Annotated in this window: 24 protein-coding genes; 7 read left to right on the top strand and 17 right to left on the bottom strand. The window is 72.2% G+C overall.

What is annotated here, in order from left to right:
- Positions 1-11 precede the first annotated feature (11 nt).
- Positions 12-1,004, top strand: coding sequence for a YncE family protein (locus tag ACZ601_RS25590; protein WP_469541924.1), 993 nt, complete (start codon positions 12-14; stop codon positions 1,002-1,004).
- Positions 1,005-1,017: 13 nt separating this feature from the next.
- On the opposite strand, the gene ACZ601_RS25585 is transcribed toward ACZ601_RS25590, so the two are convergent.
- Entirely contained in the window at positions 1,018-1,413 is a 396-nt protein-coding gene (locus tag ACZ601_RS25585; RefSeq protein WP_469541922.1) for a PPOX class F420-dependent oxidoreductase, read from the bottom strand.
- Between the two features lie 101 nt (positions 1,414-1,514).
- Between ACZ601_RS25585 and ACZ601_RS25580 the strand changes: the two genes are divergently transcribed.
- Complete coding sequence (locus ACZ601_RS25580; protein WP_469541919.1) at positions 1,515-2,030, top strand: GNAT family N-acetyltransferase; 516 nt, start codon at positions 1,515-1,517, stop codon at positions 2,028-2,030.
- A gap of 58 nt (positions 2,031-2,088) precedes the next feature.
- Here ACZ601_RS25580 and ACZ601_RS25575 read toward each other — a convergent pair whose 3' ends face one another.
- The 3 genes from ACZ601_RS25575 to ACZ601_RS25565 form a co-directional block, all read right to left on the bottom strand.
- Entirely contained in the window at positions 2,089-2,775 is a 687-nt protein-coding gene (locus ACZ601_RS25575) for a Uma2 family endonuclease (protein WP_469541916.1), read from the bottom strand.
- A 155-nt stretch (positions 2,776-2,930) separates the two neighbouring features.
- Complete coding sequence (serC, locus tag ACZ601_RS25570; protein WP_440578298.1) at positions 2,931-4,049, bottom strand: phosphoserine transaminase; 1,119 nt, start codon at positions 4,047-4,049, stop codon at positions 2,931-2,933.
- A gap of 135 nt (positions 4,050-4,184) precedes the next feature.
- On the bottom strand, positions 4,185-4,631 hold the full coding sequence (locus ACZ601_RS25565; RefSeq protein WP_469541914.1) for an anthrone oxygenase family protein: 447 nt from the start codon (positions 4,629-4,631) through the stop codon (positions 4,185-4,187).
- Between the two features lie 92 nt (positions 4,632-4,723).
- On the opposite strand from ACZ601_RS25565, the gene ACZ601_RS25560 reads away from it, so the two are divergent.
- Positions 4,724-5,302 (top strand): TetR/AcrR family transcriptional regulator, encoded by a 579-nt coding sequence (locus tag ACZ601_RS25560; RefSeq protein WP_440578300.1) that lies wholly within the window; start codon positions 4,724-4,726, stop codon positions 5,300-5,302.
- A 79-nt stretch (positions 5,303-5,381) separates the two neighbouring features.
- On the opposite strand, the gene ACZ601_RS25555 is transcribed toward ACZ601_RS25560, so the two are convergent.
- Genes ACZ601_RS25555 through ACZ601_RS25520 form a run of 8 tightly spaced genes read right to left on the bottom strand, consistent with a single transcriptional unit; the run spans position 5,382 to position 13,211 of the window.
- The gene (locus ACZ601_RS25555; protein WP_469541911.1) at positions 5,382-7,208 is read right to left on the bottom strand and encodes a caspase, EACC1-associated type; all 1,827 of its coding nucleotides are present in this window, start codon (positions 7,206-7,208) and stop codon (positions 5,382-5,384) included.
- Positions 7,205-7,561: an effector-associated constant component EACC1 gene (locus ACZ601_RS25550; RefSeq protein ID WP_469541908.1), complete on the bottom strand. Its 357-nt coding sequence runs from the start codon at positions 7,559-7,561 to the stop codon at positions 7,205-7,207. Before ACZ601_RS25550 ends, ACZ601_RS25555 begins: the two co-directional genes overlap by 4 nt.
- A 55-nt stretch (positions 7,562-7,616) precedes the next feature.
- Complete coding sequence (locus tag ACZ601_RS25545; RefSeq protein ID WP_469541906.1) at positions 7,617-8,867, bottom strand: cytochrome P450 family protein; 1,251 nt, start codon at positions 8,865-8,867, stop codon at positions 7,617-7,619.
- Positions 8,864-10,123 (bottom strand): cytochrome P450, encoded by a 1,260-nt coding sequence (locus ACZ601_RS25540; RefSeq protein ID WP_469541903.1) that lies wholly within the window; start codon positions 10,121-10,123, stop codon positions 8,864-8,866. The genes ACZ601_RS25545 and ACZ601_RS25540 overlap by 4 nt, the downstream gene beginning before the upstream one ends.
- The gene (locus tag ACZ601_RS25535) at positions 10,120-10,791 is read right to left on the bottom strand and encodes a GTP-binding protein (protein WP_469541900.1); all 672 of its coding nucleotides are present in this window, start codon (positions 10,789-10,791) and stop codon (positions 10,120-10,122) included. Before ACZ601_RS25535 ends, ACZ601_RS25540 begins: the two co-directional genes overlap by 4 nt.
- On the bottom strand, positions 10,772-11,137 hold the full coding sequence (locus ACZ601_RS25530; RefSeq protein ID WP_073732868.1) for a DUF742 domain-containing protein: 366 nt from the start codon (positions 11,135-11,137) through the stop codon (positions 10,772-10,774). Before ACZ601_RS25530 ends, ACZ601_RS25535 begins: the two co-directional genes overlap by 20 nt.
- Entirely contained in the window at positions 11,134-11,580 is a 447-nt protein-coding gene (locus ACZ601_RS25525; protein ID WP_440578793.1) for a roadblock/LC7 domain-containing protein, read from the bottom strand. The genes ACZ601_RS25530 and ACZ601_RS25525 overlap by 4 nt, the downstream gene beginning before the upstream one ends.
- A complete protein-coding gene (locus tag ACZ601_RS25520; RefSeq protein ID WP_469541897.1) occupies positions 11,577-13,211 on the bottom strand; it encodes a sensor histidine kinase in 1,635 nt (544 codons plus the stop codon). Before ACZ601_RS25520 ends, ACZ601_RS25525 begins: the two co-directional genes overlap by 4 nt.
- Before the next feature lie 283 nt (positions 13,212-13,494).
- Here ACZ601_RS25520 and ACZ601_RS25515 point away from each other — a divergent pair, with 283 nt between their 5' ends.
- Entirely contained in the window at positions 13,495-16,380 is a 2,886-nt protein-coding gene (locus ACZ601_RS25515) for an FAD-binding and (Fe-S)-binding domain-containing protein (protein ID WP_469541894.1), read from the top strand.
- Positions 16,381-16,510: 130 nt separating this feature from the next.
- Here the strand turns inward: ACZ601_RS25515 and ACZ601_RS25510 are convergent, their stop codons facing one another.
- Positions 16,511-17,512, bottom strand: a complete 1,002-nt coding sequence (locus ACZ601_RS25510; protein ID WP_469541892.1) for a LysR family transcriptional regulator — start codon at positions 17,510-17,512, stop codon at positions 16,511-16,513.
- Positions 17,513-17,675: 163 nt separating this feature from the next.
- Here ACZ601_RS25510 and ACZ601_RS25505 point away from each other — a divergent pair, with 163 nt between their 5' ends.
- Positions 17,676-18,662 (top strand): EamA family transporter, encoded by a 987-nt coding sequence (locus ACZ601_RS25505; protein WP_469541889.1) that lies wholly within the window; start codon positions 17,676-17,678, stop codon positions 18,660-18,662.
- Positions 18,663-18,700: 38 nt separating this feature from the next.
- Here the strand turns inward: ACZ601_RS25505 and ACZ601_RS25500 are convergent, their stop codons facing one another.
- Positions 18,701-19,039 (bottom strand): winged helix-turn-helix transcriptional regulator, encoded by a 339-nt coding sequence (locus tag ACZ601_RS25500; RefSeq protein WP_469541887.1) that lies wholly within the window; start codon positions 19,037-19,039, stop codon positions 18,701-18,703.
- A gap of 128 nt (positions 19,040-19,167) precedes the next feature.
- Here ACZ601_RS25500 and ACZ601_RS25495 point away from each other — a divergent pair, with 128 nt between their 5' ends.
- The gene (locus ACZ601_RS25495) at positions 19,168-19,941 is read left to right on the top strand and encodes an SDR family oxidoreductase (protein WP_440577179.1); all 774 of its coding nucleotides are present in this window, start codon (positions 19,168-19,170) and stop codon (positions 19,939-19,941) included.
- A gap of 251 nt (positions 19,942-20,192) precedes the next feature.
- The gene (locus ACZ601_RS25490) at positions 20,193-21,152 is read left to right on the top strand and encodes an alpha/beta fold hydrolase (protein ID WP_469541884.1); all 960 of its coding nucleotides are present in this window, start codon (positions 20,193-20,195) and stop codon (positions 21,150-21,152) included.
- An 80-nt stretch (positions 21,153-21,232) separates the two neighbouring features.
- On the opposite strand, the gene ACZ601_RS25485 is transcribed toward ACZ601_RS25490, so the two are convergent.
- The 3 genes from ACZ601_RS25485 to ACZ601_RS25475 form a co-directional block, all read right to left on the bottom strand.
- Positions 21,233-21,898 carry a response regulator gene (locus ACZ601_RS25485; protein WP_469541881.1) on the bottom strand — a complete coding sequence of 222 codons (666 nt, stop codon included), beginning with the start codon at positions 21,896-21,898 and terminating at the stop codon, positions 21,233-21,235.
- On the bottom strand, positions 21,895-23,088 hold the full coding sequence (locus ACZ601_RS25480; RefSeq protein WP_469542224.1) for a sensor histidine kinase: 1,194 nt from the start codon (positions 23,086-23,088) through the stop codon (positions 21,895-21,897). The genes ACZ601_RS25485 and ACZ601_RS25480 overlap by 4 nt, the downstream gene beginning before the upstream one ends.
- 110 nt (positions 23,089-23,198) lie before the next feature.
- Positions 23,199-23,744 carry a hypothetical protein gene (locus tag ACZ601_RS25475; protein ID WP_469541878.1) on the bottom strand — a complete coding sequence of 182 codons (546 nt, stop codon included), beginning with the start codon at positions 23,742-23,744 and terminating at the stop codon, positions 23,199-23,201.
- Between the last annotated feature and the right edge of the window lie 63 nt (positions 23,745-23,807).

Genomic DNA, 23,807 nt, shown 5'->3' with positions numbered 1-23,807 from the left:
ACACTTGTGCCATGCGCTCGTATCGAATGACTGCCTTCGGCGCCGCCGCGCTCCTCTCCCTCGCGGCGGCGGTGCCCGCCGTGGCCGACGACGGCGGGGCCGACCGCAGCTTCACGATCAAGGACCCGAGGATCACCGAGTCCAGCGGACTGGCCGCCAGCCGGGCCCATCCGGGGATCTACTGGACGCACAACGACAGCGACGACGGGCCGTACGTCTACGCCGTCGACTCCCGGACCGGGAAGACCGTCGCGACGATCACCATGAAGGGCGTCGGTGAGCCGCGCGACGTGGAGGCGATCTCGCTGGGCCCGGACGGGAACCTGTACGTCGGTGACATCGGGGACAACCTCAACGGCAGCTGGGACCACGTCTGGATCTACCGCTTCCCCGAGCCGAAGGTGCTGCGGGACGCGACGGTCCGGGCGACGCAGTTCGACGTGAAGTACGCGGACGGGCCGCGCAACGCGGAGGCGCTGATGGTCCACCCGAAGACCGGGCGGGTGTACATCGCCTCGAAGAAGGAGGGCGGCGGCGGGCTCTACGAGGGCCCGGCGAAGCTCACGGCGGGCTCGGACAACATCTTCCGGCGGGTCGGTGAGGTGCCGTGGGTGACGGACGGGGCGTTCTCGCCGGACGGGAAGGAGCTGGTGCTGCGCTCGTATTTCAGCGCGCGCGGCTACGTGTTCGCGAACGGCAGGCTCGGCAAGGACTATTCGGTCGAGTCACCGCTGCTGGGGCAGGCGGAGTCGGTCACGTACACGGCCGACGGTTCGGCACTGATGTACGGCTCCGAGGGTGAGCAGAGCGATGTGGTGCGGGTGGACCTGAAGAACGGCGGCGAGTCGGGCCGTACCGGGGTCAAGTCGCCCTCTTCGGCCGGTGCGGGCGGTGACGGGGGCGGCGACGGCGTGCCGGTGAAGGGGACGACGGCGACCGGGCTCGGCGTGCTGGTGGTGATCGGGCTGGTGCTCTTCCTGGGCAGGCGCCGCCGGAAGAGCTGAGCGGCCCGCGGACCTACGTCTCCATCGGGCGGAGCTCGTAGTGCAGGGTCCGGTCGCGCTTGATCCGGTGCGCGAGCGGGACGAGCACGCCCTGCACGATCGGGTGCTTGCGCGACAGCATCCGGGCGGCGTGCGTGTTCTCCTTCGAGCCCGCCTGGAGGAGCCGCGCGTGGGCGGTGATCTGCGGACCGGTCGGGCTGCCGCGTACCGTGCACGGGCCGACGAGCACGGTGGGGTGGTTGCGCATCCGGTCCACCTTCCAGGCGGAGGAGAACGTACGGATGTACGCGTGATCGCCCTCGACGGCGATGTTGACCGGGGTGTCGACGTGCGTACCGTCCTGCCGACGGGTGCTGAGCAGGACGGCGTACTGCTTCACGAACGGCTTGAGCTCGGCAATCGTGTCCATACCTCCATGGTCCGCAGGCCCGGCGCCGTGTCATCCCCGGGCGGACCGGCGAACGGGCGTTTCACGGCCGCCACCGGGCCCGGTAGTAAGATCATCCGCCCATGACGACGAACCCCGGGCCGACGCCCTTCTCCACGCCCCGCCTGGACGCCCTGCCGCTGCGGGTGGACCACGCGGACGAGATGGCGGCCGTGCTCGCCGATCCCGCCCTGCACACCTTCACGGGCGGCGCCCCGCAGGACGCGGAGGCGCTGCGGTCCCGCTACGCCCGGCAGACCGCAGGCTCCCCGGACCCGGCCGAGCGGTGGTGGAACTGGGTGCTCCGCGTGCGCGGTGACGGCCACCTCGCGGGCTACGTCCAGGCGACGGTGGACGTGACCGGTGCCCGCGCGGAGATCGCCTGGGTGATCGGGACCGGGTGGCAGGGCCGGGGCTACGCCAAGGAGGCGGCGGCCGGCCTGGTGGCGCACCTGCTGGCCGGGGGAGCGGTACGCACGCTCGTCGCCCACATCCACCCGGACCACACGGCGTCCGAGGCGGTGGCCGCGTCTGCGGGGCTGGCGCGGACGGAGGAGTGGGAGGACGGCGAGGCGCGGTGGCGGCGCGACGAGCGCTGACCGCCGTGTCCTCAATCGCCGGACGGGCTTGATCAGGGGTGGTTGCCCGTCGAGCCGTTCAGCTTTCGGACGGCTCGGGCGCCTGCTCGGTCTCCGGCTCGGGCTTCGGCTTCGGGCTCGGGCGGCCCGCCGTCACCAGCGCGGTGACGTCGAGGGTGACCTTGGCACCGATCGAGTCGGGGAGCGTGACGCTGTGGCCGGGGGCGTGCACCTGGTGGGTCTCGTACCCACCAGTGGAGGGTTCCGTGAGGACGTGGACGCGGCCGTGCTTGCGGTCGAGGATGACGTAGACCGGGATGCCGGCGGCGGCGTAGGCGATGACCTTGTGCCGCAGGTCGTTCTGGTAGTTGCCGGAGGTGACCTCAAGGACGAGCCGGAACGCGCTCGGGGCGTAGCAGTTGTTCTCGACCACATGCGCGTCGAAATCGGCGTCCACGACGGCCAGGTCCGGGATGGCGTAGTCGGAGGGGCCGCTGGGCAGCCAGACGCTCACAGCCTGCAGAACCTTGGACTCCTCGCCGTGGAGGCCTGCCGCCAGGAAGGGGACCATGAGCGAGGTCAGCGCGTTCGCGTGCGCGCCGTCCGGCGATGGGGCCACGGTGATGACGCCTCCGATGATCTCGACGCGGTGACCCGGGAGCTGCTCCGAGAGCCGGTTGGCGCTTTCGAGGAGCGATTCGGGCTCCTGCGGCATGGGCCGTTCCGGCTCACCGTCACAGGGGTGCTCGACTGCTGCTGCAGACATTGAGGGCCTCCTGAAAGGGCTGGTATCGAGGACATCATCGTAGGACTGTGGGCCCCTTCGCGGCGGGTACGCCCCGCATCACCCCGGCGAGTGAAGCAGAAACGGCCCTGCGCACGTGGTCACGTGTGCAGGGCCGTTTCCCGGAAGCGCAGGCGTTACAGCTTTTCGATGACGTAGTCGATGCACGCCGTCAGTGCCTGGACGTCCGACGGGTCGATCGCCGGGAACATCGCCACGCGCAGCTGGTTGCGGCCCAGCTTGCGGTACGGCTCCGTGTCGACGATGCCGTTGGCGCGCAGGGCCTTGGCGACGGCGGTGGCGTCGATCTCGTCCGCGAAGTCGATCGTGCCGATGACCTGCGAGCGCTTGGCCGGGTCCGTGACGAACGGGGTGGCGTACTTGGACTCCTCGGCCCAGCCGTACAGGTGGCCGGAGGAGGCGGCCGTGCGGCCGGTCGTGAAGTCCAGGCCGCCCTGGGTGTTCATCCAGGTCAGCTGCTCGTTCAGGAGGAACAGCGTGGCCAGGGCCGGGGTGTTGTACGTCTGGTTCTTCAGGGAGTTGTCGATCGCGGTCGGCAGCGAGAAGAACTCCGGTACGTGCCGGCCAGAGGCGTGGATACGGGCCGCGCGCTCCAGGGCCGCCGGGGAGAAGATCCCGATCCAGAGGCCGCCGTCGGAGGCGAAGGACTTCTGCGGGGCGAAGTAGTAGACGTCGGTCTCGGTCACGTCGACCGGCAGGCCGCCCGCGCCGGAGGTGGCGTCCACCAGGACCAGGGAGCCCGGGTCGGCGCCCGTGACGCGCTTGATGGGCGCGGCGACGCCGGTCGAGGTCTCGTTGTGGGTGAGGGCGTACACGTCGACGCCCGCCTCGGCCTCCGGGTCCGGGTGGGTGCCCGGGTCGGAGGCGATCACGGTCGGGTCGGCCAGCCACGGGGCGAGGAGCGACGCCTTGGCGAACTTGGAGGAGAACTCGCCGAAGTTGAGGTGCTGGGACTTCGCCTCGATCAGACCGTGCGTCGCGATGTCCCAGAAGGCGGTGGAGCCGCCGTTTCCGAGGATCACCTCGTACCCCTCGGGGAGGGAGAAGAGGTCGCGCACTCCGTCCCGTACCGCACCGACCAGGTTCTTCACCGGGGCCTGGCGGTGGGACGTGCCGAGGAGCGATGTTCCGGTGGCGGCCAGCGCGTCGAGCGCCTCCGTCCGCACCTTGGAGGGACCGGCGCCGAAGCGTCCGTCTACGGGCTTGATGTCAGCGGGAATCTCGATATCGGCCACGACTCGGAGGGTAGCGGCTCCGCACGGCAGCTACCGAATGCGTCCGTCCGGTGAGACACCGGATCCGGCCAGTGGACGGTATCGCCAGGTGGGGCGGGGGTAGGGGGCTCCCCGCCCCCTGGCCTGTCCGGCGGCTCAGACCAGGGAGGTCACGAGCAGGGTGAGGGCGGCGATGAGGATGGCGACGCGGACGTAGTGGTAGCGGTCCCAGCGGTCGCTCTGCTCCTTCCAGTCGGCGGGCCGGTTCTCGGGGGTCCACGTCTTGCCCCGGTTGTTGATCGGGACGAGCAGCAGGATCGACATGATCACGCTCACGATCAGCAGCGCGCCGGCGGTGACGGCGAGGCCGGTGCCGGGGTGGTGCCATCCGGCGACGGCCCGGATCGCGACGAGGACGACCGAGCTGATGTACCAGTACGGCATCACGGCGCCGAGCATCCGGCCCCCGTGGGCGCGGGCGAGCTGGTCGCTGTCCTCGGGCAGTGCGTTGAAGATCCGGTTCATGACGAAGGCGACGGAGAACTCCACCCCCACCATCAGCCCGACGGACACGGTGGTGACGACCTCAAGTGCGTTGAGCATGACGGCCCTTCTTGTTTTCTAGCAGCGCTAGGCGATGGGCTCAACGCTAGCGCTACTGCCGCTTGATTGTCTAGCGGTGATAGGATCGGGTCATGTCGGTAAAGGAACGCAAGCAGCGCGAACGGGCGGAACGCGAGCGCCTCATCGTGGCGACGGCCCGTGAACTCGCCGAGAAGCAGGGTTGGGACGCGGTCACCACCCGTCGGCTCTCCGAGCGCATCGAATACAGCCAGCCCGTTCTCTACAGCCACTTCCGCGGCAAACGGGAGATCATCGGCGCCGTCGCCCTGGAGGGCGCCGCCGAGATGGCCGCGGCGGTGCGCGCCGCGACCGCCGCCGCGGACGGACCGCGCGAGCGGGTGTACGCCCTCGCCCGCGCCTACCTCGACTTCGCCGCCCGCAACCCGGCGGTCTACGACGCCATCTTCCAGCTCGACGGCGGACTCCCGTACGCGCGGGAGGACACCCCGGAGCCGCTCAAGGACGCCTTCGCCGCGCTGCTGGAGTGCCTCGGCTCCGTCGCCGGGGACGGCGTCCATCCGGCTCTGTTCACCGAGGTGTTCTGGGCGTCCCTGCACGGGGTGGCGACCCTGACCCGGTCGGGGCGGCTGCTGCCGGAGGAGACCGAGCAGCGGGTGGAGCTGCTGGTGGAGCGGCTCGCCGTGGTGTGACGCGGCGTGGTGTGGCACGGCGTCCTGTCGTTCAGGTACCGCTCTCGGCGTCACCCGTGCCCGCGCACGCCTCCGTCAGTCAGCTCGTCCCGGTGCGTGCGCGGGCGTCCGCCGCCCGCTTCTCCGTAGCCTCCGCCTCCCGGTCGCGTCCCAGGGCGCTGTAGAAGTCGGCCAGCAGGTCGAGGGCTTCGAGGGTGTCGGGGTCCTCCGGCCCCAGCAGACGGGTGCGCGCCTCGACCACCCGCTCGCCCAGGGCCACCGCGTCCTGATGACGGCCCACACGGCTGTAGAAGTCGGCCAGATCGTGCAGGGCTTCGAGGGTGTCGGGGTCCTCCGGCCCCAGGACACGGGTGCGCGCCGCCGCCACCCACTCCTCCAGGTCGACCGCCTTCCGGTCTCGTCCCAAGGAGCTGTAGGAAGCGGCGAGGTCGTGGAAGCTCGCGAGGGTGTCGGGATCCTCGGGTCCCAGGACGCGGGTACGTGCCTGGGACACCCGCTCCCGCATGGCGGCCGCCTCCTTGTGCAGTCCCAGGAGGCCGTAGGTGATGGCGTGGTTGTGGACGCTTGCGAGGGTGTCGGGGTGCTCGGGTCCCAGGACGCGGGTACGTGCCTGGATCCCCCGCTCCTCCAGCTCCGCCGCATCGAACAGACGCCCCATCGCACCGTAGGAGGCGGCGATGCTGTCGAGAATGCCGAGGGTGTCGGGATGGTCGGGCCCCAGGACGCGGGTACGCGCCTCGGCCACCCACTCCCGGAGGCGCAGCGCCTCCTCGGTACGTCCCACGTCATCGTAGGAGGCGGCGAGGTTGTCGAGGGTGTTGAGGGTGTACGGATGCTCGGGTCCCAGGACGCGGGTGCGTGCCTCGGCCACCCGCTCCCCCAGGCGTAGCGCCTCCTGGGCACGCCCCATGTCACCGTGGGCGGCGGCGAGGTCGTCGAGGGCGACGAGGGTGTCGGGGTGATCGGGCCCCAGCACACGGGCGCGCCCTTCGGCCACCTCTTTGTACAGGGCGGTCGCTTCGTCGCCCCGGCCGTCCATGTGGAGCTCGGCGGCCTGTTCGTGCCGGCGGGCCAGGGATTCGGCGCTGGGGTCCGGTGGGTGAGGGGGGAGGGGCGGGAGCGGCGGGAGGTCCCGGCCGGTGGGGGGCTTGCCGGTGGCCGCCGCGCGGTTGAGGACGAGTCCGAGCTGGTCGGCGTTCTCGGTGCCCCGCTGCTGCGGCAGCGGCAGCCGTTCCGCCGTGAACCGGCTCCACAGGGTCCGGTAGATGTCCTGCATGGTGATCAACGGGCCGGTGTGCGGGGCGCCTTCACGCAGGAGGGTCAGGAGCCGCCCGGTGAACGCGGTGTGCGCCTCGTCGGGGAGGACCAGCGCCGTGCTGTTGGGCGGGGCCGAGGTGAGGGTGTAGGTCCCCTGGATGTCGAGCTGCCCGAGAACCTCCTGCTGACCGGCGCTCAGGGTGGTGCCGATCGCGCGCCCGCTGAAGCAGCTGTCGAGGATGATCACGCGGTTCCTGGCTCTGCTGCCGAGGAACGTCCCGCGCACGGTGTCGAACCGCAGCGCGCTGTACTCCACGGCGTCCATGGCGGTGTCGTGCAGGGCGAGATAGAGCTCGTGGGAGCGGCCGAGCGGAATTCCGTGCCCGGCGAAGTAGAACAGCAGCAGGTCCTCGGCCTCATCGGCCGCCCGGTGCAGCACCTGGCCGATCGCCCGGCCGGTCGCCCCGGGCGGGATGGTGACGCAGACCTCGGCGGGAAACCCGCCGAGGCCCGGATCGGTGAGGACGGCTGCCAGGTCGCGCAGATTGGCCGCGATCTGCGGCACGTCCGCCAGCTGCTCGTCCTCGTACGCGGCAGAGCCGAGAAGGACGATGCGGGAGCGCGCCGGATCGATACCGCGAACGCTCACCGACGCTCCTCCGCCTGCCCCAGGGCGATCCTCAGGAGGCGCTCGGCGTCGTCGGCGGACTGCGCGTCCAGCTCCACTTCCTGGCCCTGCGGCCCCTTCACCTTGATGCGTACGGCCCGGCGCCTCGGCTGCGACAGGTACGCGCCCAGGGAGGTGGCCAGCGCGCTCGCCACCCCGCCCGCGCCCAGCGTCGCGATGAGGACTTCGGGGAGCCCGCCGAGCTCACCCGCCGCCGGGATCGCCGGAGCCGGTTTGACCCGTCCCCGGAGACCGGATTCCTGGCTCAGCCAGTCGTCCAGATCCTCCAGTTCCTCGACCGGATCGGCTCCCTCGACCCACAGACGCAGCTCCACTGCTGTGCTCCCCCCACACGTGATCGGTGTTGACCGCTCTACCTCAACTCCCGGTTCACCGCAGGGTGACCGGGAGCGAGACAAGGTCATTCTGGGTGACGATCGGCTTGTTGCGCAGCTCGTCCGCCGGGACGGCGAGGGCCAGTTCCGGGAACCGCTCGTACAGTGCGGGCAGGGCGACGGCCGCTTCCAGGCGGGAGAGCGCGGCGCCGGGGCAGACGTGCGGGCCGTGGCCGAAGGAGATGTGGCGGTTGGGGGAGCGGGTGACGTCGAACTCCGTCGCCGTCGGCCCCCACTGCTTCTCGTCGCGGCTGAGGGCGGCGAACGAGATCATGATGCCCTCGCCCTTCGGCAGGACCCGGTCACCGACCTCGATGTCCTCGGTGGCGAACCGGATCAGTACGTGTGAGGTGGGCGCCGACCAGCGCAGCGTCTCCTCGATCACCCCGTCCCAGCTCACTTCGCCCGCGAGCACCGCGCGGCGCTGCTCGGGGTGGCTCTGGAGGGCGACGACGGCGTTCACGATGAGGCTGATCGTCGTCTCGTGCCCGGCGGCGATGATCACCTTGAGGGTGTTGAGGATCTCCTCGTCGGTGAGGTGGTCGCCGTTCTCCGAGGCGACGAGCAGCGCGCCGGTCAGGTCGTCGGCCGGGGACGCCTTCTTCTCGTCGAGGATCCGGGAGAACAGGGTGTGGATGTCCGCCATCATCTGCGGCACCTCTTCGCGCGGTGTCATGTTGGAGAAGAACTTGTCGAACAGTTCCTTCATCCGGGGCAGATCGGCGGAGTCGACGCCCATCAGCTCGCTGATGACGTTCATCGGCAGCGGGTAGGCGAACTCGGCCTTCAGGTCGACGCTCTCGCCCGGGGGGCGCTCGTCCAGCCGGTCCAGCAGCACCTTCGTGCGCGCCTCGATGCCGTCCCGCAGCCGCTCCACCCGTCGTACGGTGAGCGCCTGGGCGACCAGTCCGCGCAGCCTGCGGTGCTCGGCGCCGTCCGCCGTCAGCATGGTGCGGCCGGGGTTGACCAGGCCGATCAGCGGCCAGTCCAGCGGGATCTCGCCGCGCTGCCAGGCCCCCCAGATGTTGATGTCCTTGACCAGGCGGCTGTCGGTGAGCAGCGATTTGGCCTCCGCGTGGTGGGTGACCGCGTAGACGCGGACCCCGCCGGGCAGCTCCACCCGGGCGAGCGGGCCCGCCGCGTGCAGCCGTGCGCTCTCGCCGTCGAGGTCGGTGACGAACGGGTCCAGGACGATGGGCTCCCGCTCGTCGTTGCTGCCCGGCGCTTCGGTCGTCGTCGCGGTCATCTCTGGCCTCCAAGGGCGGGGGTGGGCGTGAAGCGTGCCGGCAGGTCCGTCAGTCCGCGCAGCCACGGGGAGGGGCGCCTGGTCAGCTGCTCTTCGGGGACCGCGAGGTCGACGTCGGGCAGCCGGTCGAGGATGACCTCGATCGCCGTACGGGCGATGACCTCCGCGGTCTCCTGGGCGGGGAACGGGCAGCGGTGGTCGCCGTGGCTGAACGAGAAGAAGGCGTTGTTGCCGCCGGTGAGCGTGGATCCGTCGGTGCGGACCTGGGGGTCGGCGTTGGCGCCGGCCAGGCTGAGGACCAGCAGGTCGCCGGCCTTGATGTGGCGGCCGCCGAGGTGGGTGTCGCGGCTGGCCCAGCGGCCGGCGATGTTCTGGCTGGGGGTGTCCTCCCAGAGCACCTCGTTCATCGCCTCGCCCACGCTGTGCCGGCCGCCGGAGAGCGAGGCGGCGAAGCGGTCGTCGGTGAGCATGAGGCGCAGCGAGTTGCCGATCCAGTCGGCGGTGGGCTGGTGGCCGGCCGCCATCATGACCATGAGGTCGCGGGAGACGTCCTCGTCGGTGAAGCCGCGGGTGTTGGCGAGCATCCGGGAGACGACGTCGTCGCCGGGGGTGGCCTTCCGCTCTGCCACCAGCTCGTACACCGACGTGGCGATGTGCCGCTGGCCCGCCAGCGCGGTCGGCCCGCCGTTGATCATGTCGTTCATCGCGGTGACGAGGGCGGGGCCCTTCTCGTCGGAGAAGCCGAAGAGCTTCGCCAGCACCCGTACGGGCATCAGCATCGCGTAGTCCGCGATGAGGTCGGCGGTGCCGGCCGAGCAGAAGGCGTCGATCAGCTCGTCCGCGAACTCCGCCGTGCCCTCCTTGAGTTCGAACGGGTTCACCGCCTCCAGCGCGTCACTGATGACGGCGGAGCGGCGGCTGTGGCGTTCACCGACCGTGTAGAGGATGGACGGCTGGGTCCGGCTGATCATCGGCATCAGGGGCCAGTCGTCGGGGATGGCCGGCCACTGGTTCCACAGCTGCGAGTCGCGGCTGAACAGCACGGGGTCTCCGGTGAGCTGGTGCAGCTCGCGATAGCCGAGGACGAGCCAGGCGGGAATGTCGCCGGGCAGCACGATCGGGGCGACCGGCCCGTGGTCGCGCCGCATCTCCCGGTAGAGCCGGGCGGGTTCGTCCTGGAACCGGCCGCCGTACAGGTGCACGGCCTCGGTGCCGGCTCCGGTTCCGGTGCCGGCCGCGTGGGGGCACTGGGTCACGGGGCGGACTCCGGGGTCAGGGCGGCGAGGGTCTGGCCGCCGTCCGCGTCGGTGGTCGCGGTGGACGGCGCGCTGCCCGCGGCGTGGGCGGCGGACAGCGCGTGCAGGTGCTCCACCAGCGTGATCAGTACGTACTTGCTGGAGGACCGGTCCCGCGCGTCGCACTCCACGAGCGGTACGTCGTCCGAGAGGGCCAGTGCCTCGCGGATCTGCTGCTCGGTGTGGAGCGGGCCGCCGAAGTCGTTGCACGCCACGATGAACGGTGTGCCGTGGTGCTCCAGCCGGTCGATGGCGTACCAGGAGTCGGCGAGGCGACGGGTGTCGACGAGTACGACGGCGCCGAGCGTCCCGGAGAACAGCCGGTCCCAAAGGAACCAGAAGCGCTCCTGGCCGGGCGCGCCGAACAGGTAGAGCACCGAGCGTTCGTCGAGCGTGATCCGGCCGAAGTCGAAGGCGACGGTGGTGGACGTCTTGGAGTGAACGCCGTCGAGGTGGTCGACGGCCTCGCCCGCGCGGGTCATCGTCTCCTCCGTGTTGAGCGGACGGATCTCGCTCACGGATCGGACCATGGTGGTCTTGCCGACGCCGAAGCCGCCGACGACGACTATTTTCAGTCCGTTGTCGGCCGTGGCCCGAAGGGCGGCACGGTCAGAGGTTGCGGAGTCCAACGAGCACCTGTTCCAGGATGTCGGGGTCGGGGAGCCGGTCCGCGACGCGTGCGGTACGAGGGTGGCGGGCGCTGATCCGGCCGGTGTCGAGCAGATCGCACAGCAGGATGCGCACGATGCTGACAGGCAGGTCGAGGCTCGCGGCGATCTCGACGACCGCGGTGGGCCGTTCGCACATGCGCAGGATCGCGACGTGCTCCGACTGCATACCGGGGGCCGGTTCGCATTCCGAGACGACGAGTGTCACCAGGTCGAAGACGTCCGAGTCGGAGCGGCTGCGGCCACCGGTGAGGGTGTACAGCCGGTCCGGGTCGTCGTCCCGGCCCGGACGCGGGCGGGGCGTCATACGGCCGCGTTCTCTTGGGCCCCGGAGGTCCCGGGGGGCCCGGAGGGTTCGCGCGGCGGGGCGACGAGGTGCTCGCCGAGCTGCTCGACGAGCTCGCTCATGTTGTGCCCGACGAGGCCGACGTCGGCGTTCTCGGAGGCGACGACGGCGAGGTGGGCGCCCGCGCCCGCCTCCACGATGAACAGCACACCGCCGTAGAACTCGGCCATGGCGGACCGTACGCCGCCGGTGCCGTCACCGAACTCGATGGACGCGCCGTGCGACAGGCTCTGGATGCCGGCCGAGATCGCGGCCAGCTGGTCGGCCTGGTCGACGGAGAGCTCGGGGGTGCGGCACAGCTTGAGGCCGTCCCTGGACAGCACGAGGGCGTGGCGGGTGCCGGGGGTGCGCTCAAGGAGCCCCTCCAGCAGCCAGTTGAGCTTCTCGTCCGTGGTCGCGGTCATCGGGTGTTGCCTTCCGGGTGCGGGGAGTTGGGCCGTACGGCCTGGCGGAAGCTGCTGAAGCGGGCTGCCTGGGCCTTGGGGTCGGACGTACGGGGCCGGGGGGCCGACCCTTCGGATGCGTCGGAGTCCGCTTCGGCGTCCGCGTTCGCCGAGGCCCTGGCACGGGACTCGGCGGCGGCCAGGGTGCGGCCCCGGGAGCGCTTGGGCAGTCCGCTCTCCCCGAACCGGGGGAGGCCGCCGGTGGTGTCCGACATGGTGTCCGACGTGGTGTCGGAGGCGGAGTTCGGCAGGGAGTCGGAGCGCAGGAACTCCATGGTGCGGGAGTTGTCCGGGGCGCCGGACTGCTTGGCCTCTGCTGCCTCTGCGGCCTCTGCCGTCTCTGTGGCCTCTGTGCCCTCTGCAGTGCGGCCGGTTCCGGCGGGCCCGTCGGTACGGCCCGCTTCCGTCGGCTCGTCGGCCACCGGGGTGTGGACGGGCTCGGGCTCGCTCGGGGAGGCGGCTTCCGGGGCGGGCGCGGGGGTGGGTGCGACGGCCGGTGCCGGGGTCCTGGTGATGACCTCCTGCGGGAGCATCATCAGCGCGCCCGTGCCACCGCGCGCCGACGGCCGGAAGGAGATCGTCAGCCCGTGCTTGCGGGCCAGCCGCCCGACGACGGCGAGGCCGAGTCGGGTGCCGGAGAGGCCGGTCAGGTCCTGGCTCTCCGCGGAGACGGCGCGCTCGGCGCGGCGCAGCTGCACCTCGCTCATGACCAGGCCGCTGTCCTCGACGGTCAGCACGATGCCGGCCGGTACCTCCTCCACGTACACATGGACCTCGGCCGTGGGGGGCGAGAAGTTCGCCGCGTTGTCGAGGAGTTCGGCCAGCGCGTGCATGATGCCCTCCGCCGCGTGCCCGGCCACGGCGACATCGCTGGTGGAGTGCAGGCGTATCCGCTGGTAGCCGCTGATCCGCCCCATCGCCCCGCGCAGGATCGACTCCATGACGATGGGCTTGGCCCAGCGGCGCCCGGAGCGCGCACCGGTCAGCACGGCGATGGAGTCGGCCAGCCGGCCCGCCTGGGCGGTGCGGTGGTCCAGGTGCAGCAGGTCGCCCAGTACGTCTTCCGAGGCGTGCCGGTGCTCCATCTCGCGCAGGTCGGCGAGCATGCTCGTGGCGAGTGCCTGCATCCGGCCCGCGGCGTTGGCGCAGGCGGCGACCGCTGCGGCGCGCTCGGTCTCGCTGCGGGAGGCGCGGGCCTTGAGCGCGGCGTTCTGCGCGGTGAGGCGCTCGACGTCGGCCGCGGCCTGTTCGGTGATCCGGGCGGCCTCCGCGGCGGCGGCCGATTTCACCTTCGCCGTCTCGGCGGTGAACCGCTGGGCCTCCTGGGCGGAGGCGGAGACCATCCGGGAGGTCTCGGCGGTGAACCGGCCGGCCTCGGCCGCGTTCGCCTCCCGCAGCCGCCGCACCGTGGCACGGGCGTGGACGGCGGTGGCGACGGCGGCGGACAGCAGCACGGCCGCGGCACCGGCCCCCCACGCCACAGCGGTCCTGGCCGAGTCGGGGGCGGCGAGGGCGGCCCAGAGACACAGGGACCCGGTGATGACGACCGTGGCCAGCAGGGCAATGGCGGTCGGCCTGGTTGAGGGGCGCAAGCGGAGTCCTTGGGGGCGGACGGTGACGGACGGGACGGACAGGACGGACGGGGCGGTTCGGGCAAGTCGGCTAGGCGATAGATAAGTGAGACAACTGGAACAGAAAATTCCCAGACAAGTCTCAGTCACTATATGAGAATTGACGATCTGTTTGGGAAGAACTTGTGGTGCTCTCTGTTGCGTATGTGTTCGCTTAGCCGTCAAATTCCTAGGTATTGACGCATTCGGCGGAAACGCGAGCAGTCGGGCGCGCACCGGCCCGGACCGGCGGCATCCTGGCCGGATGGCACCTCGTGAGGCAACAACCGCCCCCGACCGCAACGGACCCGACAGCGCCGCCCCCGACCGCACCGCACTCGCCGAAGCACTGCGCTCTGCGGTGCGCGGCGAGATCGAGTTCGACGCCACCGCGCGGGCCCTGACGACGATGGACGCGTCCAACTACCGCCGGGTGCCGCTCGGTGTCGTCGCCCCGCGCGACGCGGAGGACATCGCCGCCGCGCTCGCCGTCTGCCGCGCGCACGGTGTGCCCGTCGTGCCGCGCGGCGGCGGCACGTCCATCGCCGGGCAGGCGACCGGAACCGGCGTCGTCCTGGATCTCACCCGCCACCTGCGCTCGGTCGTCGAGCTGGACCCCGGCTCCCGCACGGCGGTGGTCCAGCCGGGCGTCGTCCTGGACGAGCTGCGGGCCGCCGCCGCCCCGCACGGGCTCACCTTCGGCCCCGACCCCTCCACGCACAGCCGCTGCACCATCGGCGGCATGATCGGCAACAACTCCTGCGGCGCGCACTCGGTCGCCTGGGGCACCACGGCCGACAACGTCCACGCGCTGACCGTCGCCCGCTACGGCGGCGACACCCTGCGCCTGGAGCCCGGCGCGCCCGGACCCGCCGGAGTCCAGGAGCTGGTCGCCGCCCATCTCGCCCTGCTGCGCACCGGGTTCCCCGAGCTCCCGCGCCGCATCTCCGGATACGCCCTGGACGCGCTGCTGCCCGAGCGCGGACCGGACCCCGCCCGCGCGTTCTGCGGCAGCGAGGGCACGCTCGGCGTGGTGACGGAGGCGGTGGTGCGGCTCGTCGAGGCCCCGGCGGTCCGCGCGCTCGCCGTACTCGGCTACGCCGACGAGTCCGCCGCCGCGGAGGCCGCCCCCGGCCTCCTCCCGTACCACCCGCTCACCGTCGAGGGCATGGCCGCCGACCTCGTACGCGAACCGGCCGGGCTGCCGCGCGGTGCGGCCTGGCTCTTCGTCGAGACGGGCGGCGCCACGCTCGCGGAGGCGCGGGCGCACGCCGAACGGATCGCGCGCGCCGCGTCCCCGGACGCCGTCGACACCGCCGTCGTCACGGACCCGGCCGGGCAGCGGGCGCTGTGGCGGATCAGGGAGGACGCGTCCGGCACCGCGACCCGGATGCCGGGCGGCGGCGAGGCCTGGCCGGGGTGGGAGGACTGCGCGGTGCCGCCCGCCCGGCTCGGCCCCTATCTGCGCGACTTCCGCGCACTGCTCGCCGAGCACGGGCTGCGCGGCACCCCGTACGGACACTTCGGCGACGGCTGCATCCACGTACGGATCGATTTCGACCTGCTGAGCGCCGACGGCGTGGCCCGCTTCCGCCGCTTCTCGGAGGCGCAGGCCTCACTCGTCGTCGCGCACGGCGGATCGCTCTCCGGTGAACACGGCGACGGCCAGGCCCGCGCCGAACTCCTGCCGAAGATGTACGGGGACGAACTCGTGGGCCTCTTCGGCCGGTTCAAGGACCTCTGGGACCCGAACGGCGGCATGAACCCGGGCATCCTCGCCCGCCCGGCCCGCCTCGACGAGAACCTCCGCTTCGACGTGCTGCCGCGCGGGCCGGTCGACGTCGCCTTCGGCTATCCGCACGACGGCGGCGACTTCTCGGCAGCGGTGCGCAGGTGCGTCGGCGTCGCCAAGTGCCGTACGACGGAGGCCGCCGGCCCGGCCGTGATGTGCCCGTCCTTCCGCGCGACCGGCGAGGAGGCCCACTCGACCCGGGGCCGGGCCCGGCTGCTGCACGAGATGCTGGCCGGCCCGGCGGGCGGCGTGATCACGGACGGCTGGCGCTCGACGGAGGTACGGGACGCGCTCGACCTGTGCCTGTCCTGCAAGGGCTGCCGCAGCGACTGCCCGGTGGGCGTGGACATGGCCACGTACAAGGCGGAGTTCCTGCACCACCACTACCGGCACCGGCTGCGCCCCGCCTCCCACTACGCGCTGGGACGGCTCCCGCGGTGGCTGCGCCTGGCGGCCCCGTTCGCGGGCGTGCTGAACGCGCTGGCGCGGGTGGCACCCCTGGCCCGGCTCGCCAAGCGGCTGGCGGGCATCGCGCCGGAGCGCTCCATCCCGGTGCTGGCGCGTGAGACGTTCACCGGGTGGCTGGGCGGGCGCTGGGGCAAGGGCACGTATCTCATGTCCAACAGTGAGGTGGCCACCGTCTGGCCCGACACCTTCACCGAGTACCTCTCGCCCGAGGTGGGCCGGGCGGCGGTGAAGGTCGTGGAGGCGGCGACCGGCCGCCGGGTGGTCCCGCCCGCCCGCGGACTGTGCTGCGGCCTCACCTACGTCTCGACCGGCCAGCTGGACAAGGCTCGTTCGGTGATGCGCCGCACCCTGGACCGGCTGGCCGGCACCCATGGCTCCCCTGACTCCCCCGACTCCCCGGTGATCGTCCTCGAACCGAGCTGCGCGGCCACCCTGCGCACGGACCTCCCCGAGCTGCTGCCGGACGACCCGCGCGCCGCCCGACTGGCCGCCTCCGTCCACACCCTGGCCGAGTACCTGGAGAAGTACGCCCCCGACTGGCGGCCCCCGCACCTGGACCGCCCGGTCACCGGCCAGACCCACTGCCACCAGCACGCGGTCCTGGGCGACGGCCCGGACCGCCGCCTGCGCGAACGGGCTGGCCTCACCGGCGAACTGACCGGCGGCTGCTGTGGACTGGCCGGCAACTTCGGCTTCGAACGCGGCCACTGGGACGTGTCGGTCGCCTGCGCGGAGGACGCGCTGCTGCCTGCGGTACGGGCGGCGGCGCCCGGCACGGAGTTCCTGGCGGACGGCTTCTCCTGCCGGACCCAGCTGGACCAGGTGGGGGGCGTGCGGGCGCGGCATCTGGCGGAGGTACTGGCGGAGGGGTTGCCCCCGGGCTCCCGCTGAGCGGGCGCATGCACCGGGAGGCGGAAGCCGGCTGCGGCCTCGGCCGGTTCACTGTCGTATGCCAGGCTCGCAGAGCCTGGGAATCGGGTTCGGGCTTGATGAACTTCAGAGGCGCAGGAGTCGAGGTATATCAACGCCGACGCTCCTCATCGCGCTCCGACAGCAGGAGATCGGAGAGGCTCGGCAGATCCGGTGCCAGTTCGGGCACCAGGTCCGGCATGCCCTCACTGGCCGGTGTCCCGCCCCGCGCCACGATCTCCCGGGCCAGCGCCGCGAGATCGCCCAGCGCCGGGTGGCCCGGCGCATCGCGGCGGGCGAGCAGCACCGGGACGGGCGGCGCGTCGGTGAGCGGGCGGTAGGCGACCCCGGCGTGCGGGTGCATCGCGGCGGTCGAGGCGGTGGAGACCCCGGCGCCCCGGCCGGCCGCGATGGCGGTCAGCCAGTCGTCGGTGTTGGCGACCGTGAGGGTGGCGGCGGGGCGCGCGCCCGGCGGCCACAGGTCGGGGGTGGTGGTGCCGGAGACGGTGTTCAGGACGACGGTGCCGGTCGCCAGGTCTGCGAGCCGGAGCGCGGGGCGGGCGGCCAGTGGGCCGTCGGCCGCCACGGCGGCGACCCGTTCCTCGTCGAACAGCACCTCGGTGAGGAGGCCGGGCGCCTCGACCGGGCCGCGCAGCAGTGCGGCATCGACCTCGCCGCGGGTCAGCCCGGCGGTGCGGTCGTCGATCCGCAGGAGTTCGAGCGGGGTCTGCGGATACCGCTCCTGCCAGCTGCGGAGCAACGGTGTGGTGTACCGGCCGAACGCGGACCAGGCGTGCCCGAGCCGCAGCGGCCACCTCCGCAGCCCGCCGGGGTCGATGGCCTCGTCGAACGCGGCCACGGCGGCGGCGGCCTTGTCGCGGAAGACGACACCTTCGGGGGTGAGGGCCAGGTGGTGGGTGGAGCGGTCGACGAGCCGGATGCCGAGGTGGCGTTCCAGGGCGGCCAGGGTGCGGGAGACGGCGGGCTGGGTGAGCCGGAGCCGGGCGGCGGCGCGGGTGACGCTGGACTCGTCGGCCACCGCGAGGAACGCCCGCAGATGACGGAGCTCGACCCCGCGTCCGGCGCTCCGGCCCACACCCTGTCCTGTACTCATGCGCCGGGAGCATAACGGGAGCCCAGTCGGCATTTCACGCGCCACGCTGAGGTGCCTACGGTAAGGGGATGTGCTGCGCGGAGCGAGTGCAGTATCTTCAATTGGATGGTGCAGCATATTGCACTTTTCGATGTACTCGTGAACTAGGGAAGTCAGGCCACAGGTGAACGACCAGGGCACCGCCGCAGAACCGGCCACCGCCGCAGTCGCCGTACCGGAGGCGGTCGCCGCCCTCGGTGAGCCGGGCGCTCCGGCCCCCGCCGGAGGGCGCGGAGCCGCGCTCGCCCCGGTCGCGCTGGTGGTCGCGGGCGGCCTCTCCGTGCAGTTCGGCGCGGCGGTCGCGGTCCTGCTGATGCCGAAGGCCGGCGCCCTCGGAGTCGTCACACTGCGCCTCGCGGCCGCCGCGCTCGTCCTGCTCGTCGTGTGCCGCCCCAAGCTGCGCGGCCACTCGCGCGCCGACTGGGGCACGGTGCTCGCCTTCGGCGTCGCGATGGGCGCCATGAACACGCTCTTCTACCAGGCCGCCGACCGCATCCCGCTCGGCGCGGCCGTCACCCTGGAGGTGCTGGGCCCGCTCGCCCTCTCGGTCATCGCCTCGCGCCGCCTGGTCAACGTGGTCTGGGCGGCCCTCGCCCTGGGCGGGGTCCTGCTGCTCAGCGGCGGCGGCTTCGACCGGCTCGATCCGGTGGGCGCCGCGTACGCACTCGGCGCGGGGGCGATGTGGGCGACGTACATCATCTTCAGCGCCCGCACCGGCCGCCGCTTCCCGCAGGCCGACGGACTGGCCATGGCCATGGTGGTGGCCGCCCTGCTCTCGCTCCCGCTCGGCATCATGGAGTCCGGCTCGAAGCTCCTGGTACCCAGCACGCTGGGGCTGGGCGCGGCCGTCGCGGTGCTCAGCTCCGTCCTCCCGTACACCCTCGAACTCATGGCGCTGCGCAGACTGCCCGCCCCCACCTTCGCGATCCTGATGAGCCTGGAACCCGCCATCGCGGCCACGGCCGGCTTCCTCATCCTCGACCAGGCGCTCTCCACCACGGACGCCCTGGCCATCGCCCTGGTCATCGGCGCGAGCATGGGCGCGGTGCGCAGCCAGGTGGGGGGCCGGCGGAAGCCGGGCGGCGGGCGGCCTCCCGCCCGGGAGTCCTGAGCGCTCGCTCCGCCAGGGCGTGAACGGGAGGCCCTAGGTCACGGCTCGCGGCGGGCCGTGATGTCCGCCGCGTTGGCACGGATCCAGCGCAGCAGCGGCTCCAGCGCCGCCGCCGCGCCACGGCCCAGCTCTGTGACCGAATACGTCACGGACGGCGGCTGTCCCGTGCCGACGCGGCGGTGCACCAGCCCGTCCTGCTGGAGTGAGCGGAGCCTGGCCGCGAGGCTCTTGTCGCTGATGCCCGAGACCACCGTGCGGAGTTCGTGATAGCGGAGCGGCTCGGCCAGCAGTGCCGTGAGGATCAGCATCGTCCATCGGCCGGCGAGGTGCCCCAACACCTCGCGCGCCGGGCAGTCCTTGTGGAACACGTCACCCATCACGTCTCTCCCGGGCTCCTGGACTGCGCGCTCACCGTCGGGTGAGCACCGCACCACATGGTGAGCGCCTTCCGCCGCATCCGCGCTCTCCCTAGGTTAGCGACCTGCTCACGCCCTGAGGAGGAAGCATGAAACCGACCACGCTCGTCATCGGCGCCACCCGTGGCCTGGGGGCGGCCATCGCCCGGCAACTCGCGACGCGCGGCCACCACGTGATCGTCAACTACCGCACCGGTGAGGCCGAAGCGGCCGAGCTCGTGCGTGCCATCGAGTCCACCGGCGGCAGCGCGTCGAGCGCCTGTGCCGACGTCACCGACCCGGCCGCCGTCGACGAACTCGTGACCGGGATTCTCGCCACCCACGGGCGGATCGACACCGTCGTCGCGGCCGCCAACACCGCTCCGCCGCCCTTCGCCGCGCTGACGGACCTGTCCTGGGCGGACTTCGCGGCCAAGGTCACCGGCGAGCTGGCCGGTGCCTTCCACATCACCAAGCGCGTCCTCGTGCCGATGAGGGCGCAGGGCGCGGGCCGGATCATCTACATCGGCAGCACTGCCGCGGACTACGTCGGCGAAGGACGGCTCGCGCACGGCACCGCGAAATCCGCGCTGGCCACCTTCGCCCGCCACGTCGCCGCGGAGAGCGCACGCGACGGCGTCAGCGTGCTCGTCGTTGCCCCCGGGGCAGTCAGGACGCCCGCCGTCGCCGAAGTCCTGACCGGCGAGCGCGTCGCCCTCCTCGCCCGCGAGTCCGTGCTGGGCCGGATGCTGGAGCCGGACGACGTCGCCGCCGCGGTGGCACTGGCCGCCGACCCCGTACTCGCCGTGGCCACCGGTACGACGCTGCGGGTCGATGGCGGCTGGTCCGTCCTCGTCGGCGGCCCGGTCGGCAGACCTGCCTGAACCACCCGACTGACCAGCGGTGCCACGATATTCGGCGCCGCCTCACGGTCCGTGTCCCGTGCGGCCCGCACGGGGCACGGGGAGCTGCCGGACGGCGCCTCCCGTGATCGTCCTCGGGGGATAACCCCCGCCCGCTCACTGGCTTCAGTGCCACCGCCGACAGGCGTGCCAGACGGATTCTTCGGGCGGCCGCATTTCCGAATTATTGGGCCCACAAGCAGCCCGCACCTCAAGTCCCCGAAGGACCAGCCATGTCGCGCCTTTCCCCGAAGCACCGGTCCACGTACCGCGCTCTGTCGGCTCTCGCCCTGCTGACCCTGACCGCCGGGGCCGTCACGGCCTGTGGGGACAGCGACCCCGCCCCCAAGACCTCCGCCTCGCACCCGGCCGCCGCCTCCCGGCCCGGCGCTTCGCACCCGGCTGCCTCTCCGGCAGCCGCGGCGGGCGCGTCGAAGCTGCGCATGATCACCAACGACGGTCACCGCGTGGCCTTCCACGTCACACAGGGCAACGGCCGCACGATCGTCCTGGACTCGGGCGGCGGCGAGGACTCCTCCTACTGGAACGACCTCGTCCCCAGGCTCCACGCGGACACCGGCGCCACCGTCATCACGTACGACCGGCCCGGTCTCGGCAAGAGCGAGGTGGTGCCCGGACCGTGGAAGGCCGAGAGCGCGGTCAGTGACCTCAAGTCGGGGCTCCAGCAGCTGGGCATCACCCGGAACGTGACCCTCGTGTCCCACTCCCAGGCCGGGGAGATCGCGCACTACTTCGCGAAGGAGAACCCGAAGATGCTCTCCGGCGCCGTACTGGTCGACGCCAATCTGCCCCAGCTCTTCACCGACGAGGAGATCGCCCGTCTCGCGGCGGCGAGCGCGCCCCAGGTCGCCGCCGCGAAGAAGGACCCCGACGACCCGAAGAACCGCCAGCTCCTGTCCACTGCGGAGAGCTACGTCCCGGTGCACCGGGCCTTCCACAAGGTCGTCTGGCCGGACGCGGTGCCGGCCGCGTACATCGTCTCGGAGAAGACCCCGCTCGAAGCGTCCCCGGTGGACGCCCAGCGCTGGCGCGACGCCGCCACCCTCTTCGCCAAGAGCGGGCCCGGCCGGACGCTCGTCACCGCCGAGGGCAGCTCCCACGACGTCCCGAAGGACCGTCCCGACCTCGTGCTCAAGGAGATCGAGGGCATGGCCGCCACACCGGCGAGCTGAACACCCGGCTTCACCAGGTCAGGTCAGGCCGGGACGGAACGGGACGGACCGGGACGGGTGAGACCGTCACGCCAGCCCCGTCAGGCCAGGCCCGCTCCGATCGCGCGGCGTACCGCGTCGGCGCGGTCCTTGATGTCCGCCTTGGCGAAGAGGTTGTTGATGTGCGTCTTCACCGTGGCCTCGCTGATGAAGAGCTTCTCCGCGATGGCCCGGTTCGGCAGGCCCTGGCCGATGAGAGTGAGGACCTCGCGTTCGCGGGGCGTGATGTCGGCGGGCAGCGTCCGCCCCGGCGCCGGGGGTTTGGTGCGGACGGTGGCGAGGAGGCGGTCCTGGACCTCGCGGTCGAGCACGGACTGCCCCGCCGCGGCCGCGCGGATCGCGCGGGTGATGTCCTGGCGACCCGCGTTCTTGGTGAGGTAGCCGCGGGCCCCCGCGCTCAGCGCGGCCAGGATGGAGTCGTCGTCGGCGAAGGTGGTCAGGACGACGACGGCCACGTCCGGGTACTCCTCCGTGAGCCGCCGGGTCGTCTCGGTGCCGTCCATGACGGGCATCCGCAGGTCCATGAGGACCACGTCCACCGGTCCTGCGGCGACCGCGGCGAGCACCTCGGTACCGTCGGCGGCGGCCGCGACGACGTCGATGTCATCGGCCAGGCCGAGAACGGCGGCCAATGGCTCGCGCACGGCGGCCTGGTCGTCGGCGACGACCACCCGCAACCGCTGGGTGTTCCGTGTCGATTCGCTCATTCCGGGATCACTGCCTCCACCTGCCAGCCGCCCTCGGCCGGTCCCTCGGTGACCGGGCCCGCGGTGATCGTCCCGCCCAGCAGGGCGACCCTCTCCCGCATGCCGATCAGTCCCATCCCGCTGCCGACGCCCGCGCGCACCGCACGGGTCGCCCGGCTGTTGCGGACCATCAGTCTCGTCGACGCAGCGTCGAACGTCAGCTCCACACGGACCTCGCCGCCGGGTGCGTGCCGCGCGGCGTTGGTCAGCGACTCCTGGGCGATCCGCAGCAGGTTCTGGGTCACCCGGGACGGCACCTCACGGACGGTCCCGTTGACGGTGAGGGCGTCGCGGTGGCCGGAGGAGTCGATCAGCGCGGTCAGGCTCCCGACCAGCGGCAGGGCGTCCTCGCGGAGTGCGTGCACGGTCCACTGGGCCTGTTCCAGGCTCTTCTTGACCAGGCTGTGCGCCTTCTGGTTGGCCGCACGGACCTTCTCCAGGTCGCCGGTCTCGATCAGCGCGTCCGCCAGTTCCAGCTGCATGTTGATGCCGGCCAGCGAGTGGGCGAGGACGTCGTGCACGTCGCGGGCGATCCGGCCGCGCTCGGTCAGCACGGCCGCCTTGGCCTCGGCACGGGCGGCCCGCTCGGCGGACTCGGCGGCATCGATCGCCGCCCGGATGGCACGCCGGCGGCCGCGGTTCACGATGCCCATCACGACCGGGGTGCCGGTGGTCAGGCCGAGGACCCAGGGCAGCAGGTGGTGGCCGGGGCCGAGGTGGAAGTACAGGACGCCACCGCACAGCACGCCGGAGAGCGCCGCGAGGGTGACGGCCTGCCTGGCCGGCAGCCGGAATCCGGCATGGCCCACGAGGAAGTACGCGAAGAGATAGCTCGAACCGCTGCGGCTGACGCCGATCAGGGCGGCCGCCGCGACGATGCCGAGGGTCAGCCAGACCAGGGCCGCGCGGCGCGGAACCTTCGCCTCGGGCAGGAGACGTGCCGCCAGCGCGAGGGAGTTGACCACGAGGAGCGCGGCGACCGCGAGGCCCCGGCCGTCGAGGCCGAGCGGGCGGACCGTCGCGAAGGCGGCGCCGATGACGGACAGCGTCAGGACCCACTGGACACGGGGGTCCTGACCCGGAAGGGGGCGGGGGCCGGGCTCCCGGCGCGAGGACGCCCCCGTTGCGGGGGCGTCCTGCGCTGTGGGCACGTGTCGCTCTTCGGGGGCGTTCTGTGCGTCGGGGGTGCTCTGTGCGTCGGGGGCGTTCTGTGCGTCGGGGGTGCTCTGTGCTTCGGGCACGGCGTGACCATAGCTCACGGTCAGGCCGTACGGTCGAGAGCGGGCGCGGGCCGCGTCGCCGCAGCGCGGTCCTCGGGCCGGGCGACGAGCCGGCTCCGGATGTAGATCGTCGCGAGCCGGGTGACGACCTCGGTGAGCGCCATCAGGACGAAGGCGGCGACCCAGGCCTGATCCGTGGTGATGTGGTGGGCGATGCTGAACCGCGCCACGTTGTCCGCGCCCCCGCCGTGCGAGACCCAGATCTGGAAGCCCATGCGGGCGCCCATGCCCAGCACCCACAGGACCGCGGAGGCCACGCCGGCCTTGATCAGCAGGTGTCCGCCCGCGGCCCGGATGCGGGTGTAGACGCCGCCCGCGATGCCGAGCGCCGCGCCGATGGCCATCAGCGCGCCGATCAGCACCAGGTCGTTGCCCCCGGTGGGCACGCTGTGGAGGTACGAGTGCGCCACGAAGGCCACGATCCCCAGCGGGATCAGGAAGGTCTTCAGGTCCAGTCGGCCTTCCCGCAGCTGCCGGAAGACGACCAGTACGAGGGCGATGTCGGTGATCCAGTCGGTGGTTGTCATGCCCTCAAGACTGCTGTCGCACGGTCTCTCGCACCTGGACCCATGGGTGGAACGAGAGGTGGA

The sequence above is a fragment of the Streptomyces sp. NPDC104307 genome (assembly GCF_055584045.1).
The sequence above is the reverse complement of the archived record's forward strand: the minus strand, read 5'-3'. Positions and strand labels throughout refer to the sequence as shown.